23 protein-coding genes are annotated in these 17,597 nt (G+C 64.8%); 12 read left to right on the top strand and 11 right to left on the bottom strand.

Annotated features, from left to right (window positions below; translation table 11 throughout):
• The first annotated feature begins 15 nt into the window (after positions 1 to 15).
• The 5 genes from hpf (at position 16) to BG023_RS02070 (ending at position 2,912) form a co-directional block, all read left to right on the top strand.
• Entirely contained in the window at positions 16 to 582 is a 567-nt protein-coding gene (gene hpf, locus BG023_RS02090; protein ID WP_069308986.1) for a ribosome hibernation-promoting factor, HPF/YfiA family, read from the top strand.
• A 164-nt stretch (positions 583 to 746) separates the two neighbouring features.
• A complete protein-coding gene (locus BG023_RS02085; RefSeq protein WP_069308985.1) occupies positions 747 to 1,208 on the top strand; it encodes a PTS sugar transporter subunit IIA in 462 nt (153 codons plus the stop codon).
• Between the two features lie 16 nt (positions 1,209 to 1,224).
• The gene (locus tag BG023_RS02080) at positions 1,225 to 1,737 is read left to right on the top strand and encodes a PaaI family thioesterase (protein ID WP_069308984.1); all 513 of its coding nucleotides are present in this window, start codon (positions 1,225 to 1,227) and stop codon (positions 1,735 to 1,737) included.
• A 2-nt stretch (positions 1,738 to 1,739) separates the two neighbouring features.
• Entirely contained in the window at positions 1,740 to 2,075 is a 336-nt protein-coding gene (locus tag BG023_RS02075; protein WP_069308983.1) for a DUF1491 family protein, read from the top strand.
• Between the two features lie 195 nt (positions 2,076 to 2,270).
• Positions 2,271 to 2,912 (top strand): cell wall hydrolase, encoded by a 642-nt coding sequence (locus BG023_RS02070; RefSeq protein WP_069308982.1) that lies wholly within the window; start codon positions 2,271 to 2,273, stop codon positions 2,910 to 2,912.
• A gap of 130 nt (positions 2,913 to 3,042) precedes the next feature.
• Here BG023_RS02070 and xth read toward each other — a convergent pair whose 3' ends face one another.
• The 3 genes from xth to BG023_RS02055 are packed head-to-tail and all read right to left on the bottom strand — an operon-like array spanning position 3,043 to position 4,679.
• Positions 3,043 to 3,837: an exodeoxyribonuclease III gene (xth, locus tag BG023_RS02065; protein ID WP_069308981.1), complete on the bottom strand. Its 795-nt coding sequence runs from the start codon at positions 3,835 to 3,837 to the stop codon at positions 3,043 to 3,045.
• Between the two features lie 38 nt (positions 3,838 to 3,875).
• Positions 3,876 to 4,208: a HesB/IscA family protein gene (locus BG023_RS02060; RefSeq protein ID WP_069308980.1), complete on the bottom strand. Its 333-nt coding sequence runs from the start codon at positions 4,206 to 4,208 to the stop codon at positions 3,876 to 3,878.
• A gap of 39 nt (positions 4,209 to 4,247) precedes the next feature.
• Complete coding sequence (locus BG023_RS02055) at positions 4,248 to 4,679, bottom strand: CBS domain-containing protein (protein WP_069308979.1); 432 nt, start codon at positions 4,677 to 4,679, stop codon at positions 4,248 to 4,250.
• A gap of 146 nt (positions 4,680 to 4,825) precedes the next feature.
• On the opposite strand from BG023_RS02055, the gene BG023_RS02050 reads away from it, so the two are divergent.
• Positions 4,826 to 5,137, top strand: coding sequence for a hypothetical protein (locus BG023_RS02050; RefSeq protein WP_069311068.1), 312 nt, complete (start codon positions 4,826 to 4,828; stop codon positions 5,135 to 5,137).
• Here the strand turns inward: BG023_RS02050 and BG023_RS02045 are convergent.
• The 5 genes from BG023_RS02045 to BG023_RS02025 form a co-directional block, all read right to left on the bottom strand.
• A complete protein-coding gene (locus BG023_RS02045; protein ID WP_069308978.1) occupies positions 5,134 to 5,544 on the bottom strand; it encodes a (2Fe-2S) ferredoxin domain-containing protein in 411 nt (136 codons plus the stop codon). The two genes, BG023_RS02050 and BG023_RS02045, sit on opposite strands and share 4 nt — an antisense overlap.
• Positions 5,541 to 7,688 carry an alpha/beta hydrolase family protein gene (locus tag BG023_RS02040; protein ID WP_069308977.1) on the bottom strand — a complete coding sequence of 716 codons (2,148 nt, stop codon included), beginning with the start codon at positions 7,686 to 7,688 and terminating at the stop codon, positions 5,541 to 5,543. The genes BG023_RS02045 and BG023_RS02040 overlap by 4 nt, the downstream gene beginning before the upstream one ends.
• Before the next feature lie 52 nt (positions 7,689 to 7,740).
• Entirely contained in the window at positions 7,741 to 8,223 is a 483-nt protein-coding gene (locus BG023_RS02035) for a DUF2497 domain-containing protein (RefSeq protein ID WP_069308976.1), read from the bottom strand.
• Positions 8,224 to 8,286: 63 nt separating this feature from the next.
• Positions 8,287 to 9,753, bottom strand: a complete 1,467-nt coding sequence (locus tag BG023_RS02030; protein ID WP_069308975.1) for a TolC family outer membrane protein — start codon at positions 9,751 to 9,753, stop codon at positions 8,287 to 8,289.
• The gene (locus tag BG023_RS02025; RefSeq protein ID WP_069308974.1) at positions 9,750 to 10,355 is read right to left on the bottom strand and encodes a protein-L-isoaspartate O-methyltransferase family protein; all 606 of its coding nucleotides are present in this window, start codon (positions 10,353 to 10,355) and stop codon (positions 9,750 to 9,752) included. The genes BG023_RS02030 and BG023_RS02025 overlap by 4 nt, the downstream gene beginning before the upstream one ends.
• 234 nt (positions 10,356 to 10,589) lie before the next feature.
• Between BG023_RS02025 and fumC the strand changes: the two genes are divergently transcribed.
• The 3 genes from fumC to BG023_RS02010 all read left to right on the top strand — a co-directional run bounded on the left by fumC (position 10,590) and on the right by BG023_RS02010 (position 14,295).
• On the top strand, positions 10,590 to 11,996 hold the full coding sequence (fumC, locus tag BG023_RS02020) for a class II fumarate hydratase (RefSeq protein WP_069308973.1): 1,407 nt from the start codon (positions 10,590 to 10,592) through the stop codon (positions 11,994 to 11,996).
• 264 nt (positions 11,997 to 12,260) lie between these two features.
• Positions 12,261 to 13,547: a sensor histidine kinase gene (locus BG023_RS02015; protein ID WP_233993049.1), complete on the top strand. Its 1,287-nt coding sequence runs from the start codon at positions 12,261 to 12,263 to the stop codon at positions 13,545 to 13,547.
• Positions 13,540 to 14,295: a LytR/AlgR family response regulator transcription factor gene (locus tag BG023_RS02010; protein ID WP_069308971.1), complete on the top strand. Its 756-nt coding sequence runs from the start codon at positions 13,540 to 13,542 to the stop codon at positions 14,293 to 14,295. The genes BG023_RS02015 and BG023_RS02010 overlap by 8 nt, the downstream gene beginning before the upstream one ends.
• 135 nt (positions 14,296 to 14,430) lie before the next feature.
• On the opposite strand, the gene BG023_RS14825 is transcribed toward BG023_RS02010, so the two are convergent.
• Positions 14,431 to 14,742 (bottom strand): UrcA family protein, encoded by a 312-nt coding sequence (locus BG023_RS14825; RefSeq protein ID WP_190315800.1) that lies wholly within the window; start codon positions 14,740 to 14,742, stop codon positions 14,431 to 14,433.
• 103 nt (positions 14,743 to 14,845) lie between these two features.
• On the opposite strand from BG023_RS14825, the gene BG023_RS02000 reads away from it, so the two are divergent.
• The 3 genes from BG023_RS02000 to BG023_RS01990 all read left to right on the top strand — a co-directional run bounded on the left by BG023_RS02000 (position 14,846) and on the right by BG023_RS01990 (position 16,350).
• Complete coding sequence (locus tag BG023_RS02000) at positions 14,846 to 15,244, top strand: hypothetical protein (RefSeq protein ID WP_233993048.1); 399 nt, start codon at positions 14,846 to 14,848, stop codon at positions 15,242 to 15,244.
• A gap of 10 nt (positions 15,245 to 15,254) precedes the next feature.
• Positions 15,255 to 16,013: a metallophosphoesterase family protein gene (locus BG023_RS01995; protein ID WP_069308968.1), complete on the top strand. Its 759-nt coding sequence runs from the start codon at positions 15,255 to 15,257 to the stop codon at positions 16,011 to 16,013.
• A gap of 139 nt (positions 16,014 to 16,152) precedes the next feature.
• Positions 16,153 to 16,350 carry a hypothetical protein gene (locus tag BG023_RS01990; RefSeq protein ID WP_069308967.1) on the top strand — a complete coding sequence of 66 codons (198 nt, stop codon included), beginning with the start codon at positions 16,153 to 16,155 and terminating at the stop codon, positions 16,348 to 16,350.
• 76 nt (positions 16,351 to 16,426) lie between these two features.
• Here BG023_RS01990 and rpsI read toward each other — a convergent pair whose 3' ends face one another.
• Positions 16,427 to 16,942: a 30S ribosomal protein S9 gene (gene rpsI, locus BG023_RS01985; protein WP_069308966.1), complete on the bottom strand. Its 516-nt coding sequence runs from the start codon at positions 16,940 to 16,942 to the stop codon at positions 16,427 to 16,429.
• Entirely contained in the window at positions 16,942 to 17,421 is a 480-nt protein-coding gene (gene rplM / locus BG023_RS01980) for a 50S ribosomal protein L13 (RefSeq protein WP_069308965.1), read from the bottom strand. The genes rpsI and rplM overlap by 1 nt, the downstream gene beginning before the upstream one ends.
• Between the last annotated feature and the right edge of the window lie 176 nt (positions 17,422 to 17,597).

The following is a 17,597-nucleotide window of genomic DNA, read 5'->3' as shown; positions in this document are numbered from 1 at the left end:
GGAGGACTAAAGCACATGGACATTCGGATTTCTGGCCACCAGATGGCAACCGGCGCGGCGCTGCAGGAACATGCGGCAGACCGGCTCGGTACGATCGTCGACAAGTATTTCGACCGCGCACTGTCCTCTCACGTTACCTTCGGCAAGGCCCCTGCGGGCGCGTTCACCTGCGATATCATCACCCACGTGATGCAGGGCTTGATCCTCAAGGCGCAAGGCAGCGCGCATGATGCGCATGTCGCGCTCGATAATGCTGCAGAGAAGATCGACAAGCAGCTGCGCCGCTACAAGCGCCGCCTGACCGCGCGCAATCAGCAGGCCGACCACGCGCGCGGCGAGGAAGAGGCCGCCTACACCATCTTTGCAGTCGAGGAGGACGAGGAGGAAGAGGTTGTCGCCGATGCCCCGCTGGTGATCGCCGAGACCCGCGTCGACATCCCCACCGCCAGCGTGGCCGACGCGGTGATGATGATGGATCTGCGGAACACGACCGCGCTGTTTTTCAAAAACGCTGGCACCGGACGGCATAATATGGTTTACCGACGTGCCGATGGCTCGATCGGTTGGGTCGAGCCGAGATAGGGCCCGGAACCGTCTCTTTCCTGTCAGGACAGACGAACTTCCGAAGGTTCAGGCGGCGGTAGCAGGAGGGGCTCCGCCCCGGACCGGAGGTGCTTCTGACAGCACGGATGGACCGGATATTCGCCACATTGGGGGCGCAATAAGAAATCGGGATCAATTTCATCATGGACGTCAATCTCGCTCTTTCTCCGCAGGCGATTGCGTTTGCCCGTATAGATACCAAGGCCAAGGTGCTGGCGCAGACCGCGCAGTTGCTCGCCGATGCCTATGGTCTCGATGCCGGTGAAGTGCTGGAAAACCTTGAAGCGCGCGAAGCGCTGGGGAGCACCGGCTTTGGTCGCGGGGTCGCGATCCCGCACTGTCGCAGCAAGGATGTGCGCCGCCCGTCGCTGGCGCTGATCCGGCTTGAAGCACCGATCGAATATGGCGCGGCTGATGCCCGTCCGGTGACGCTGGTGTGCGGCCTGGTCTCGCCCGAGAATGCGGGCGCAACCCATCTTCATGCGCTCGCCGCGATCTCGCGGTTGACGCGTGACGAGACGACGTTGCAGATGCTCGCCGATGCCCCGACAACCGAGGCGGTCTATGCACTGCTGACCAACCAGCTCGTGCGCGACGCCGCCTGATCCTGCCTGAGATGTAATGCCCGGACCTGACGATCACACCGCCACGCCCGGGCTGGAATCACTGCCGGAGACGGGCGCACAGCGGCACTACCGCGCGCTTGAGCGGCTCTATTCCTCGGCGCCGATCAATCACAAGTTTGCCTCATCGCTGCACATTCCGGGCGAGGGGCTCTCGCGGCTGACCTTCACTGTCACCCCCGACGATTACCACGCGGCCGGCGCGGCGCACGGGACGATCTATTTCAAGATGCTCGATGACGCGGCGTTCTATGCCGCGAACACGCTGGCGACCGACCGTTTCCTGTTGACCACCAGCTTCAACCTTCACTTCACCAAGCCGGTGCGCGAAGGCACTGTCACCGCCGAGGGCCGCTGGGTCACCGGCAAGCGCCGGGTGTTCGTTGCCGAAGCGCGGTTGGTCGATGCCGAGGGCGAGGAAATCGGGCGCGGCACCGGGACGTTCATGCGCTCGCGCATCGCCCTGTCGAGCCTTCCCGGCTATGCAGCGGACGGCCCTTCGGGGCTGTAGCAATGGACGGCCGGCTGCCCGCACATCTCGAAGTCTCGGCGATCCTGCGCCTCGCCGAATCGCGGGGCGGCTTTGGCGCGGTACTCGCCAAGGGTGAACGCGACGCGGGCACGATCCTAATGGTAACCCTGTGTCATGGTGAAGGTGCGGTGCTTTACGAAAGGATGCCCGGACTTGATGGTTCGCGCACTTTTGTTGCCGCAAAGCGGGAAAATCCTGAAAATCCGCAGGAATTTTCCGAATATCTGGAGCGAAGGCGGCGCCAGGACGCGGATTTGTGGCTAATCGAGGTTAATATCGCGGATCCCGAACGCTTCGTCGCAGAATTGCCCGATTAACTTGACCCCCTGCCTCCGACGGCTAAGGGCCCGCCCAATTCCTCGCGCAGGCTGGCATGGCGGCAATTCGGCCGTATCGTCCAGCACGCAGACGGGGAGCGGCCGGCAGGCTTTGTCGAACCCCCTCATCCGCTGTGATCTGGATATGGTTCTCGCCTGCGTCGGAGCGCGCTCACCGCCCGATTTGTAGTGTTCATGAGTCGCAAGACCGTTTCCCTGACCGCGATTGCCGCTGTGGCAATTGCAACCACGTTGTTTCCCAGCGGCAATAGTGCCGTTGCTCTGGCCCAGGCGGCCAATGTCCAGCTCCCGCTGACCGATCCGGTCGATGCCGCAGAGCTGGGTTCTGAAACCCCGATCACCTATGTGTCCGAGCCCGTCGTGCAGCCGCTGCACGCCGATGCTTCGTCGCAGGATGCTGCCTCGCTGTCCGATCTGGTCGGACGCGTGGATACCGCGCGCGCCCTCAACGCCGAAATGCAGTGTCTTGCCGGCGCGGTCTATTTCGAGGCGCGCGGCGAAGCGCTCGCCGGGCAGCTCGCCGTGGCGCAGGTGATCATCAACCGCACAGAAGACGGCCGCTTCCCCAAGAGCTATTGCGGCGTCGTGTCGCAGCCGGGGCAGTTCTCGTTCATGCGCGGCAAGCAGATGCCTGCGATCCGCACCGGATCAGCAGCCTGGACGCGCGCCGTGGCGATCGCCGAAATCGCGCACAAGGGCCTGTGGCAGTCCGAAGCGGGCGAGGCGGTGTTCTTCCACGCCAAATATGTCCGTCCCGGCTGGAGCCAGCGCAAGACGAAGCTCGCCCAGATCGACACGCATATCTTCTATCGTTGATCGTTGATCCTCGCCGCCGTTTCGCCCTTCGGGCGAGCGGCTGCGGGCGCCCGTTCGGGCTTGCGGCCCCTTGGGCCAATCACCGCGCTCAAGTAGCGCAACGGGTAGAGCGGCAAGAACGCGGTGAGGATTACGCCTTCAGGCGTGCCCAAACCGGCGTGTGGTCGCTGGCCTTTTCCCGCCCGCGATAGGGCTTGTCGACCACGACCGCTTCGAGCCGGTCGGCACATTCGGGCGAGAGCAGGATGTGATCGATCCGGAACCCGTGGTCGCGTTGCCATGCGCCCGCCTGATAGTCCCAATAGGTCCACACGCCCCCGCGCGGGTTGTGGGTGCGCACAGCATCGGTCCAGCCGTCATTGAGCAGCTGCGCATAGGCGGCGCGGGATTCGGGCTGCATCAGCGCATCGTCAGCCATGGCCTTGACCGACCAGACATCGTCGTCCTCGGGAATGACGTTGAAATCGCCGAGCACCACCGCCGGCACTTCCTCGGCCCAGATTTCCGCCATGCGCGCGCGCAATCGCTCCATCCACGCGAGCTTGTAGCTGAACTTCGGCCCCGGATGCGGGTTGCCGTTGGGCAGGTAGAGACACGCGATCCGCACGCCCGAGACATTGGCTTCGAGGTAGCGCGCCTGTTCTTCGTCCCCTTCGTTCGGGCCGGGAATGCCGAGCCCGCGGCGCACTTCGGTCAGCGTGTATCCGGCCCGGGTATCGACGAGGATGGCCACACCGTTGAAGCTTTTCTGCCCGTGCCAGATCGCGCTGTAGCCCAGCGCTTCGAAGTCGGCGGCGGGGAAGCCATCGTCCTGCGTCTTGATCTCTTGCAGACACGCGACCGCAGGCCGGGTTTCTTCGAGCCATTCGAGCAGGCGCGGCAGGCGTGCCTTGATGCCGTTGATGTTGAAGGTGGCTATTTTCATGCGCGCTCTGATGCCTCAAAGCGTGCGCCGGGTCTAACCTAAATCCCGAAGCTCGCCCCGCAGCCGCAGCCGGCGGCGGCCTGCGGGTTTTCGACCTTGAAGGCCGCGCCGCCCAGCGATTCGACGAAATCGACCGTGCTGCCCGCGATCAGATCGAGGCTCATGGGATCGACCACCAGCTTGACCCCGTCGGTCTCGCTGATGCTGTCATCCGCCTCGGCGCCATCGGCGAGATCGAACTTGTACTGGAAGCCCGAACAGCCCCCGCCTTCGACCGCCAGGCGCAGGATCGCCGGGCGCGATTGCTTCTGCGCGATGAAGGCCACCCGCTTGGCGGCGGCAGGGGTCAGGATCAGGGGCTCGGCACTCATACTGCACAGATAGGGCGCGGCGGGCGTATCCTCAAGCGGTCAGACCGCCTGAATGTAGCTGCGCAGTGCCTCGGCCTCGTGCTGGACCTCGTCCATCTTGTGCTTCACGAGGTCGCCGATCGAAATGAAGCCGATCAGCGCACCGTTTTCGACCACCGGGAAGTGGCGGAAGCGCCGCCGGGTCATCATGGCCAGCGTTTCATCCACCGTGGTCGCCGGTTCGACGGTGATCGCAGGCGAGGTCATGATTGCTTCGACCGGTTGTTCCAGACAGATCGCCCCCTTGTCCGCGAGGCGGTAGATCACGTCGCGTTCGGATACGATCCCCACCACCTTGCCATCGCGTAGGACCGGCAAGGCGCCGATGCGCTTGGTTGCGAGCGTGCGGACCACCTCGGAAACCGGAGTGGTGACGTCGCAGGCGATGATGTCGGATGAGCCCCGCTGGGCGATGATTCGAGCAATGGTCATGGCAGACTCCCTCTCTCCACCAGCGAAAGGTGCCATGAGTCCGGGCAAAAAGCGAATCCGGTTGTGACCGGGCTTGCACCACGCGAACCGGCGCTTGCAGCCTTTGCGCGTTGCCAAGCGCAGCTCCGCGCGCCATGTCGCTCACCATGGCTCGCAAATCCCCGCTCGATGATCCTGTGAATGCCGCCCATGCCTGGGCGCGCTATCGCCGGATCATGCGCCTGTTGATGATCGCGACGATTTTCACGGTCGGCTTCGCGCTGGCGATCCTGTTTGCCTATAACGGCATGATTTCCGTGCATTTCTACATCGCGGTGGCGCTCGGCATCAGCCTGACGATGTTGCTGGGCGGCGGGCTGATGGGGCTCGTGTTCCTCAGCAACGGCACCGGCCACGACGAATCGGTCGACAACCACATGCCGAGCCGCGACGAGCTGTGGAGCCCGCCTGAAGACTAAGCCGGCGTAAGCCGGAAGTCTTCGACCGGCTCGCCGCCGATCAGATGTTCCTGGATGATCCGCTCGAGCACTTGCGGCGAGCACGAGTGGTACCACACCCCGTCAGGCCACACGACCGCGACCGGCCCGGCGGCGCAGATCTGCAGGCAATCCGCCTTAGTGCGCTGCACCCCGCCGCCTGCGCCGCGCGGGCTGTTCGCGTCGCGCAGCGGGCCGACGAGACCCAGCTCCTTGAGCCGCGTCTTGAGGAAGCCCCAAGACTCCTCGCCAGCCTCGCGCGAGCAGCACTTCTGCTTTTCCGACAGCGCGCACAGCATGATGTGGCGCTGGATCGCGGTGCCTTTGGCAGCGTCGCCGTAATGCTTGGCGAGCGAGTTCTGCGCGCAGAGCAGTTCTTCGCGGTTCACTTGCCCTGCTCCGGTTTCAGCCAGCGGTTCAACCACGCGAACACCGTGTTATGCCATTGCAGCGAGTTCTTCGGCTTCAGCACCCAGTGGTTTTCGTCCGGGAACACCAGCAGTTGTGAGGGGATCCCGCGTTCCTGCAAGGCGGTGAAGCTCATCAAGCCCTGCGAATAGGGGACGCGGAAATCCTGTTGGCCGGTAACGACCAGCATCGGCGTCTTCCACTTGCCGACATGGTTCGCGGGATTCCACTTCTCGTAGGTCTCGCGCGCCTGTTCGTAGGAGCCTTCGAAATCCCAGCGCGGGAACCACAGCTCCTCGGTCGAATAATACATCGAGCGCATATCGAAGATGCCGTCATGCTGGACGATGCACTTGAAGCGGTCTGGCCAGTTTCCGGCGATCCAGTTGACCATGTAGCCGCCATAGCTCGCCCCCATCGCGCAGGCGCGCGAGCCGTCGATCTGGCTGTCGAGCGCGAGTGCGGCGGCGAGGCCCTTCTGTAGGTCTTCAAACGGCTTGCCGCCCCAGTCGGTGCGTATCGCATCGGTGAAGGCTTGCCCGTATCCGGTGCTGCCGTGGAAATCGACCGAGATGACCGCATAGCCCTGGCTGGCGACGACGCGCGGGTTCCAGCGGCTCGACCAGCTATCGTTGAACGAACCCTGCGGCCCGCCGTGGATGTAGAGGATCGCCGGGATCGGGCCGGTCTGGTCGGCAAGGCGTGTGATCTGGCCCCACACTGTGTCACCATTGGCACCAGCAAAGCTGAAGCGGCGGGTAACGATATTGGCGAGGCCGCCCATGCGGGTCGTCGCCACATCGGTCAGTGGGCGTGCTTGCCCCATGCCGTCCGACAGGAAAAGTTCAGCCGGATTGCCGAGCGAATCGCGGGTGAACAGCGCCCGCCCGCCCGCGAGCGGAACGACATTGGCGATATGCGCCTCGTTCCCGGCCATCAGGTTCAGTTCGGTCACCGCGCCGGTCTGCGGATCGATCCGGAAGGCGGGCGTGTCGAGCACCTTTTCGGCCGTGGCGATCAGGCTTTTGCCATCTGCGCTCCACGCCAGCGTGGCAAAGCTGAGGTCGGTCGCTTCGGTCAGGTTGCGCGCCTTGCCGGTCTTGAGGTCGAGCAGGTGCACCGCCAGCTTGTCGGCCTCGTAGGTCGGCCGCGCCATCGCCAGCCATGCGATATAGCGGCCATCGGGCGAGGGTGTCGGGGCGGTGTCGGTCGCGGCGTTGTTCGCGGTCAGCAGGATCGGCGCCGCGCCCGAAAGGTCGGAGGCATAGATATCGAGATTGGTCGATCCCGGCTCAGCGCCATCGGCGAGCCGCGCGGTGAAGTAGAGCGTCTTGCCATCGGGAGAGAAGGCGATTTCCTCGACCCCGCCGAAGGGCATGGTCGGGGTGTCCGCCGTGATGCCGGTGGCGGGATCGCGCCCGTCAACCGGCGCGCCTTCGCCCTGCGCTACACCGCCCGCCAGCGGGAAGACGAAGATGCGGTTGTGCAGCCCGGGGGTCGCCCAGCGGTCCCAGTGGCGGTAGAACCCGTCGGCCCCGTCATACAGCCGCCCGGTGCCGGGACCGGGAAGGTAAGCGGGCTTCGTATCGGGACAGGCGATGCGCGGGCAATCGCGCGGCACTTCGGCCCACACGGCAATACGCTTGCCATCGGGCGAGAGCTTGAAGCCGGCGATGTCGGCTCCATCGAAATCGGCGACCGGCTGGGGTGTGCCGCTGACGCCCTCGGCACTGATCGCCACGCGCCACACCCGGCTGCGCGAAGGCGCTGCTTTATCGGGATGGGCGCTGCTGAGGAAATAGAGCTGTCCGTCCGCACCGAACACCGGATCGGACGCCTTGATCCCGAAATCGAGCGCAACGGGCGCTGCTTCGGGTTTGCCCAGATCATGCACATAATAGGTGGTGCTGCGCGTCAGGCTTTCAGGGTTGGTTGTGGTGACCCCATAAACCGCCAATGTCCCGGCGCGGTTGACTGCCGGAGCGCCGAGGCGCGGCATCGTCACCAGATCGTGCGCACTCATCGGCGGCGCGGTCACACCGGGGACGGTTTGGGCAGTCTCGGCAGCCAGCGGCGCGGAGAGCAGGGCGGCGGCGAAAGCGCCGGAAGCAGCAAGAATACTCATGGCGGGCAGGATTAGCCTGCCGGGCGGCCTTGCGCCAGATGTCAGGCCAATCTCAGGGACGCTTGCCGACGATCCGGGCGATTTCGGCCTGCACCAGGCTTTCGACCATCGAAGGAAGGTTCGCTTCGAGCCATTCGGCCAGCATCGGGCGCAGCAACTCGCGGGTCAGCCCTTCGAGCGAGGTTTCGCCCGAACGCACGATCTGCGGGCGTGCCGGCGGCTCGGCCAGCATCGCCAGCGCAGCGAGATTTTCCTGCATCGCATCGCGTACGGTTTCGGCGATCAGCGGCGCATCCTCGTCCGATACCGGCGCAGGGGTAGCCACGCCATCGGGAGTGAATTCCATGTCGGCGAGATCGAGCACTTCTTCTTCGTCGCGCACCACGTGCACCGGAGCGACGACGGGCGATTCCGCCTCGAGCGACACATCGCGCCGCCGGCGGGCTTCCATCGCGCCCGCGCGGTTGTCGCGGGCGATCACCTTCTTGATGGATTCGAGGATTTCCTCGACCGAAGCTTCGCCATCCTGCGCCATGTCATGCCCCCAAAATCGGTCGTCGCATCAGAGGCGGAGCCAAGTCCCGAATCGGGACAAGGATCACTCGCCAGGCGACAATTGCGGGCCGATTGTTGCGTTAGCTGCCGGAATGTCAACGGTTCTGGTCGATTTCGCTTCGGGCTCGGGATCGCGATCCCAGTCCCACAGCCTGTCATGGACGCGCTCGTAATTGACCGCCGGATCGTAAAGCACGCCGCCCGTATCGAGGTTCAGGTCGCGCGCTTCGGCGCGGCCCATCAGCGCCAGCAAGGTGAAGCCGGCGACATAGGCGTTGCGCCGTGCCGTCACCAGCTGGGCGCGGGCGTTGACCAGTTCCTGTTCGGCATCGAGCACATCGAGCACCGTGCGGTTGCCGATCGAATTTTCCGCGCGCACGCCTTCAAGGCTGAGCTCGGCTGCCTCGACCGCGGTCTGCGCGCTCTTGATCACCGCGTTGGCGGCCTGCCAGTTGGAATAGGTCGAACGGGTTTCGGCGATCACGCTGCGCTCGGAAGCGATCACGTCCTCGAGTGCGGCGGATTCGCGTGCTCCGGCCTGACGCTGGCGGGCAGCGGGCTCGCCGCCCTGGAACAGCGGAATGGTGATCCGCACCCCGGCATTGGCGGTCTTTTCACTCTGTGCGAAATTGGCCGAGATCGGCCCGCCCAGCGTTCCGTAGAAGTCGCTATAATCGCCGTTCACGAACACGCCGACTGTCGGCAGACGGCCGGCGCCCGCCACCTTCGTATCGAAGCCGGCCGCTTCGGCGCGCTGCTTGGCGGCGATCAGGTTCGGGTTGTTCTCTAGCGCAGCGACAATCGCCTCGCCGACGCCGTCGGGCAGGCCGGGCAGCGGCGGCGGCGCCTCAAGCGCATCGGGCGCGCTACCGACGAGCCGGATATAGGTTTCGCGCGCGTCGATCAGGTTGGCTTCGGCCTGCTGGAGATTGCCCTCCGCCACCGCGAGGCGCGAACGCGATTGGGCCACATCGGTGATGGTGAGATCGCCGATCTGGAAGCGGTCGCCGGTCGCCTCGAGATTGGTGCGCAGGACCGCGACATTGTTGCCCGCCAGCGCGACCAGCGCCTCGGTCCGCAGCACGTCCATGTAGGCGGCGACAACCTGGCTGAACACCGCACTTTCGGTGTTGCGCAGGTCGGCCTGTCCGGCCTCGACCCGCTGCTTGGCGGCATTGATCCCGTTGCGGATCGATCCGCCAGAATAGACCGGCACCAGCAACTGGGCATTGACCCCGAGGTTGCGTTCGGGCGCGGTGAAGGCGTTGGCCGATTGCTGGACGAATTCGATATGGGTCGCGGTCAGGTTGGCCGAAGGCAGCCCTTGCGCCCGCTGGATCGCCACGCCTTCATCGGTTGCACGCTGGTTGGCGCGGGCCGCTTCGAGCGTCGGGTTGGTGGTGTAAGCGTTCGCCAGCGCCTCGCGCAGGGTATCGGCCTGCGCGGGCGCGGTGAGTGCCAGCACGCTGGCGGCCACTGCCAAACGGCCAAGGGCGCGGCTGCGGCTCACGCGAAGGTCCAGCCCCGCGGCGCGTCGAAGGCGTGGAGCACGGGGATGCCGAGATCCTCGATCGGCTGGAGGTTCACCTGCCCGGCGATCTTGCGGCCGGATGCCAGCCGGGTGACCTGTCGCAGCAGCAGGCCGGTAACGATGCGGCCATCATCCGCCAGCGCGGCGGCGAGGCCATCGGGAAGCTGTTCGATGGCGCCGTCGATCAGGATCAGCGAGAACGGGGCGCCCTTCACCTTCTTGGCCTTGGCCGCCTCGGCCGCCGGAAGGGTCACAAGCTCGGCCACCAGCGGGCGCAGCAGTTCGGCGAGGTAGCCGGTGCCGCCTTCGACCACGAGCACCCGGTCGGCCGGCAGCGGCGCGGCTTCGAGCAGCAGCTTGCCATAGAACAGCGGCGCGGCGAGGTGACCCTGTTCGCCCAAGATGATCGCGCGGTCGATATAGGCGACCGAGGCCTTGTCGGCAGGCAGGAAATCCTCGCGCGGGACAGTGAGCATCCGCGCCAGCACATATTCCTCGTTGACGCCGCTGGTGCGCAGCTGGCTGTCGATCATCGCTCGGCGTGCGGTGGCGGTGGCGGGTTGGGCAAGGGTCGTGGTCATAATGGTTCTTTGTGGCTCCGAAGACTGTATTAAGGTAACAATACAGTCCGTCAAGTCTGGCTGCGCCCGCCTTAGCTGGGGTGGGGCCGCGTTCCAAGGCCTTTGCCCTCCCTTGCGGCGGCGTTGCACCTCCGCAATTTCGGGCTTTGACCTTGCTTGCCGCAAATGCTTAGGGGGGCGCGCAAGCCGACGGGATTCAATTCGACTTACGCAGGGATAGCTTCGATGAGTGACATGGTGACGGGTGGGCAGGATGTGCGGATCGAGACCGATTCGCTGGGCGAAGTGGCGGTTCCGGCACACGTTCACTGGGGCGCGCAGACCCAGCGATCGATCGTCAACTTCCCGATCGGCGGCGAAAAGATGCCGCCCGCGCTGGTGCGTGCGCTGGGGATCCAGAAGCTCTCCGCCGCCAAGGCCAACATGAAGCTCGGCGTTCTCGATGCCGGCATCGGCGAGGCGATCGTCACCGCCGCGCGCGAAGTGATCGACGGGACGCTCGCCGACCAGTTCCCGCTGGTTGTTTGGCAGACCGGTTCGGGCACCCAGTCGAACATGAATGCCAACGAGGTGATCACCAGCCGCGCGAACGAGATCCTCACCGGCAAGAAGGGCGGCAAGTCGCCGGTCCACCCCAACGATCACTGCAACATGGGCCAGTCGTCGAACGACACCTTCCCGACCGCGATGCACATTGCCGCGGCGGTCGAAGCGGCCGATCACCTGATCCCCGCATTGAAGAAGCTCCACGGCGCGCTCGATGCCAAGGCGCAGGAATTCGCCGATATCGTCAAGATCGGCCGCACCCACTTGCAGGATGCGACCCCGATGACGCTGGGGCAGGAGTTCTCGGGCTACGCCGCGCAGATCGGTTACGGGATCAAGCGCGTCGAAGCAGCGCTGCCGCGCGTGCTCGAACTGGCGCAGGGCGGCACGGCCGTCGGCACCGGGATCAATGCCAAGGTCGGATTCGATGTCGCCTTCGCTGCCGAAGTCGCCGCCGAGACCGGCCATGCCTTCGTCACCGCGCCCAACAAGTTCGAAGCGCTCGCCGCGCATGATGCGATGGTGGAGCTGTCGGGCGCGCTCAACACGCTCGCGGTCAGCCTGATGAAGATCGCCAACGACATCCGCCTGCTCGGCTCCGGCCCGCGCTCGGGCCTTGGCGAGCTGTCGCTGCCCGCCAACGAGCCGGGCTCCTCGATCATGCCGGGCAAGGTCAACCCGACCCAGTGCGAAGCGATGACGATGGTCTGCGCGCAGGTGATGGGCAATCACATGGCGGTGACCGTTGCCGGTTCGCACGGCCACCTTGAGCTGAACGTGTTCAAGCCCGTAATCATCTATAACGTGCTCCAGTCGATCAAGCTGATCGGCGATGCGAGCCACGCCTTCACCGACAATTGCGTGGTCGGGATCGAAGCGAACCAGACCCGCATCAACCAGCTGCTCAACGAAAGCCTGATGCTGGTGACTGCGCTCAACCCGCATATCGGTTATGACAACGCGGCCAAGATCGCGAAGAAGGCTCACGCCGAAGGCACGACGCTCAAGGCTGCGGCGCTGGAGCTGGGCCTGCTCACCGAAGAGCAGTTCGCGGCCTGGGTGGTCCCGGCGGATATGATCCGCCCGCGGGATTGATTGCGTTGCTCTCGCCGCGCTCACGCGCGGGCAGACCTCCCACCCCGCCTCCCCACCCGGCCACCATACCCTAATGGTATTCTTGGTGGCCGGGTGGGGAGGCGGGGTGGGAGGTCTGCGCCATCATAGATGGCCGCCAACACTGTTCGTCGAGCCTGAACAGCCGTTCATAATTCGACCAAGGTCTGAGTCTGCCCGACGACAAGCGCCCTCGCCAGTGGCGCTTGGCGCGCGGCGGCGTTATTGCCCTTGGACATAATGTTGATGTCCCGACACAGCGAAGCGAGCCTCGCCCCGCCAACTGCATCTGTGCCGTTCCGCACGGTGCTGTTCTCGATGGTAGTGCTGTGGGCGACCTATTTCGTCCTCACCACCTTCCGCAGCCTTGTGATGGATTTCGGGCTGCAGTTCGAACTCGGTTGGCGCCGCCTGGCGGTCACGCTGATCGGCATTGGCCTCACCATCGTGCTCTGGCTGCTGCTGCGCCTGTTCGATTCCCGTCCGTTGTGGATCAAGATTTCCGCTGCGATCGCCCTGGCCTTGCCGGTCGCGCTCGGGATCGGGCAGGTCAACTATCTCGTGTTCAAGGACATGGAGACCGCGCAGGAACAGGCCTACGCGCAGAAATACAACATCAACCTGCGCCGCGATGAGTCCGGCAACCTGCTGGTTGATGTGCCGGTACGCCGGGTCGGCCCGGCCGATCCCGAAGCTGACGCCGGCGACGAAGCGACGCGGGATGATGGCGCGCTCGAATCCGAAGCCGTGATCATTGCGCCGGCCGAAACCTATGCCGATTTCTGGCGCAAGCTGCTCGACATCGCACTCGGGCGCTATTTCCTGTTGCTGGCCTGGGCGGCGACCTATTTCGCCTTGCTGGCCGGGGTGCAGGCGCAGGCCGCACAACGTCGTGAAGAGCAATTCCGCTCCGCCGCCAAGGCGGCCGAGCTGCGCTCGCTGCGCTATCAGGTCAACCCGCACTTCCTGTTCAATACGCTGAACTCGCTGTCGGCGCTGGTGATGACCGGCAAAGGCGAACGGGCGGAAATGATGATCCAGACAATCAGCCGCTTCTACCGCCATTCGCTCGCCAACGAGCCGACGTCGGACGTCGCGCTGCGTGACGAGTTCGATCTGCAGAAGCTCTATCTCGATATCGAGGCGGTGCGTTTCCCGACTCGACTGGTAACGAAGTTCGATCTCCCTGCCGATCTCGAAGAAGCGCGCGTGCCGGGGATGATCCTGCAACCGCTGGTCGAGAATTCGGTGAAGTATGCGGTCTCGCCGGTGTCTCGCGAGGTGACGGTGACGCTCGCCGCGCGCGAGGAATTCGACCGGCTGGTGATCACCGTCAGCGATGACGGGCCAGGCGTTCCGCAGGGTGCGAACCACGGCTTCGGCATCGGGCTCGCCAATGTGCGTGACCGGCTGGAGGCGCGCTTCGGCCCCGATATCGCTTTCACCTCGGCGCCCGTCCCCGGCGGTTACCGCACCGAGATCCGCATTCCTCTTTCACGACCAGTGAACCGCGCGAATGACTGCCATGCCTGAAACCCCGACCGAACAGACCCCCTTGCGCACCCTGATTGTCGACGATGAACCGCTGGCCGTGGAACGCGTGCAGGTCATCTGCGCCGAGCTGCCAGCTGTGAGCGTGGTCGGTACCGCCAGCGATGGCGCCGCCGCCCTGCGCCTGGCCGAGAAGCTGGAGCCCGATCTTGTGTTGCTCGACATGACCATGCCCGAACTTGATGGGCTGGGCGTGGCGCAGCACTTCGCCGCGCAGGAACAGGCACCGGTGGTCATTTTCGTCACCGCGCACGATCACTTCGCAGTCGAGGCTTTCGATCTCGAAGCGGTCGATTATGTCCTCAAGCCGGTCTCGGCCGAGCGGCTCGAACGGGCGATCGAGCGCGCTGTGGCACGGCGCGGGCAGCGCCGGCAGAAGGCCAGCCGCTTCCTCGACGAGCTGTGGGTGCCGCATCGTTCCGAATTGCTGCGGATCGCGGTCAACGAAGTGCACCAGATTGATGCCGAGCGCGATTATGTGCGCCTGCATGTCGGCGGGCCGGACGCGGGCCGTTCTTACCTGTTGCTCCAGACCATTGCGGGCCTTGAGGAACGGCTCGATCCCGAACAGTTCATCCGCATCCACCGTTCGACTATCCTGCGCCGGGACAATATTCGCGGGCTGCGGCACGATGGTCTGGGCGTGTGGTCGGCGGAACTGGTCAATGGCGAAGCGCTGCGGATCGGGCGAACCTATCTCGCGCGCGTCAAAGCGATGGCCGGGCGCTGATTTTAGTCGCGCTGAGGCGCGATGCAGACCACCCGTCCCGCCTCCCAAACAAAAAACGGCCCGAACCCCAGGGACTGGAAGGGTTCGGGCCGTATCGCCTGCGCGTTGAGGTAGGCGCAGGGTGACTGGCGCGGTTCAACCGCCGCGCTGTTCGTTGTTCATCAGCGCCGCGACCTGCTGCTTGGAATCCGAACGCGCCTTGGCGAGGCATTCGCGAGACTCCTGGCTGAGGATGCGCGAGCCGGTGGTCAAGCTGTCGGTGCGGCACACGGTGCGCGCTGCCTTCTCGAGCCGCTGGTCGAGCCGCTTCTGGCCTTCGGGGGTGGCCAGATTGATGTCGGCGGTGGGGACATGGATCGTCATGGTTTCAGTCTTGCCGGCGAAGGCGGGGCTGATCGCGGTGCCGGCAAGGCCGATCGCCGCAAGGGTCATAGCAAGGGGTTTCATAGACTTATTCCTCTTCCGGCAGGGCGCCTGTGATCGGGCGGGGTCCCGATCAGGGGTGGTCAGACATCCTGCTGAAGCCTTTGATACGCCCCTCCCCGGGGCCATGCATTTCCGCTTCGACCAACCCGCAGTGGCAATCCGACCGGAGAGGGTGTCGCGGGACCAATGGTGCGCGCCGGCGGACAAATGGCGGTTTTCAATCGACCGGCGCATCGCCATATTCACGGGCATGGGATGGGCGACGGCACTGATCTTCATTCTCGGGGTCGCCAATTTCGCGATCAACCGGGCTGTATTCGATAGCGGCCATCCGCTGTTCGATCGTCTGCCGCCCACCAGTCGCCGGCTGGGGCGCATGGCGGCCTTGGTCAGCGAATTCGCAGTCCTGTTCTTTGCGCTGCTGCTCTCCACCCAGGGGTGGCCGGGCTATGCCTGGGCCTACGCGGGCTACACCCTGCTCAATGCAGGTGCGGCATGGCTTATTATGAGCCGCAGAGTATAGGCTCCCTGCGATGACCACCCGCCTGTTCCATATCAGTGATGTGCATTTCGGGGTCGAGGACCGCGCTGCGCTGGAATCCTTCGTGGATGCCGTGGTGCGCGAACGCCCCGATGCCGTCGTCTGCACCGGGGATCTGACCCAGCGCGCCAAGCATTCCGAATATGCCGCCGCGCGCGAGTGGTTTGCGGCACTGGGGGTGCCGGTGGTGCTCGAGCCGGGCAATCACGACATGCCCTATTACAACCCTTGGGAGCGCTTCAGCGATCCATTCCGGCGCTACAACCGGCTCAATGCGGCAGTTGGCACAACGCTTGTCTCGGATGATGTCGTGCTGGTGCCGCTGCGAACGACCGTGGCGGCGCAGACCCGCTTTCCATGGTCGGACGGGGTGATCAAGCCGCCTGCGCTCGCGGCGACGCTGGCTGAGTTGGACGCGCTCGGCGATGATCCCCGCACCATCATCGTGATCGCCCACCACCCGCTGCTCGGTCCGCAAGGCGCGGCGCACAATCCGACTATCGGGGGTGACGAAGCCTTCGCGCAGATCGCCCGCACCCGCGCGCACGCGGTGATTTCCGGCCATGTCCATGTGCCGTTTGACGATGTGCGCACGATTGAGGGCGCCGCGCTCCGTACGATCGGCACCGGCACGCTGTCCACCCGCCTGCGCCACGGTGCCCCGCCCTCCTGGCGCGAGATCACCTGCGGTCCCGGCGGTGCGATCACCACCCGCGTTCGCCTCGCGCGGGCCGAGGTACCTCCGGCTTAACCACTTCCGTAGAGTCCGAATTAAGGATTTGCTGTTGGGATAGCAGCGCCGGCCGGTGCTGTGTCGCCCAACACCGCGCTTTGCCGGACAATGTCCAACCGACCAGCCATTTGCGGCAGAACTGCAAGAGGGACGGACGATGGAAATGATCAAGGCGGTGACGCTTGGTGCGATCCTGACCGCGACGATTGCTCTGGTTATCGGGTCGCAGGGGACCAGCGCTGGTCCGCTTGCCATCCATCTGGTGCCGGTCGCGCAGGCAAAATTCTACTGGTCTTGGCCGATCTTCCTGTCAGGCAGTGGCCTGTCGTGGGGGATCATGATGCTGCAACGCTGACACCCCACAGCGCAGCATACGAAAAGGGCGGCTCCCTCGCGGGGCCGCCCTTGACGTTTGCAGTGTGCTGTAAAGCTTAGCGCTTCGAGAACTGGAAGCTGCGGCGGGCCTTGGCCTTGCCGTACTTCTTACGCTCGACCACGCGGCTGTCGCGGGTGAGGAAGCCTTCCGCCTTCACAGCCGAGCGCAGTTCGGGCTCGTACTTGCTGAGCGCCTGGGCGATGCCGTGCTTCACGGCGCCCGCCTGGCCCGACAGACCGCCGCCGCGAACGGTGGCGATAACGTCGTACTGGCCGGCACGGTCGGTGACGGTGAAGGGCTGGTTGATTACCAGACGCAGGGTCGGACGTGCGAAGTACACTTCCTGATCGCGGCCGTTGACGGTGATCTTGCCGGTGCCGGGCTTGACCCACACGCGGGCAACAGCATCCTTGCGGCGGCCGGTGGCGTAGGAACGGCCCTGCGCATCGATTTCGCGGTCGCGCAGCGGAGCGGCGGTGCGGGCGATTTCGGCGGCATCACCCTGCGGGGCGCCGGCGGCGATGTCCTTCAGATCGGCGAGATCGGACACGGTGGTGGTTTCTTCAGCCATTATGCGGCCACCTTGTTCTTGCGGTTCATGGAAGCGACGTCGAGCACCTGGGGCTTCTGCCCGTCATGCGGATGCTCGGTGCCGGCATAGAGGTGCAGCGCCTTCATCTGCTGACGGCCGAGCGGGCCGCGCGGAATCATGCGTTCCACCGCCTTTTCGAGCACGCGCTCGGGGAAACGACCGCCGAGCACCTTGGCGGGGGTGGTTTCCTTGATGCCGCCCGGGTGGCCGGTGTGCTTGTAATAGACCTTGTCGCCCATCTTGTTGCCGGTGAACTTCACCTTCTCGGCATTGATGATGATGACGTGGTCACCGCAATCGACGTGCGGGGTGTAGGTCGGCTTGTGCTTGCCGCGCAGGATGTTGGCGACGATCGCGGCGAGACGGCCGACGACGAGGCCATCGGCATCGATGATGTGCCAGTTCTTTTCGACCTCGGCCGGCTTGATCGACCGGGTCTGCTTGCTGAGCGCCTTCATGGCTTGGTTCCTTGATTGCAACTGTATCTGCCGGGCGGGACCCGGAGAATCGCCCCTTCGGCCAGCGAGCCGGGGGACAAGTGGGGCGCAGATGTCGTTCGACCCCCCAAAAGTCAAGCAAAAGCGGGCAAAATCGATAGGGTAAAATAATACCGCATCGATTTGCGACCTTCTGG

It is taken from the genome of Porphyrobacter sp. LM 6, assembly GCF_001720465.1.
GTDB lineage: Bacteria > Pseudomonadota > Alphaproteobacteria > Sphingomonadales > Sphingomonadaceae > Erythrobacter.
This window is presented reverse-complemented; position numbering and strand designations above follow the sequence as displayed.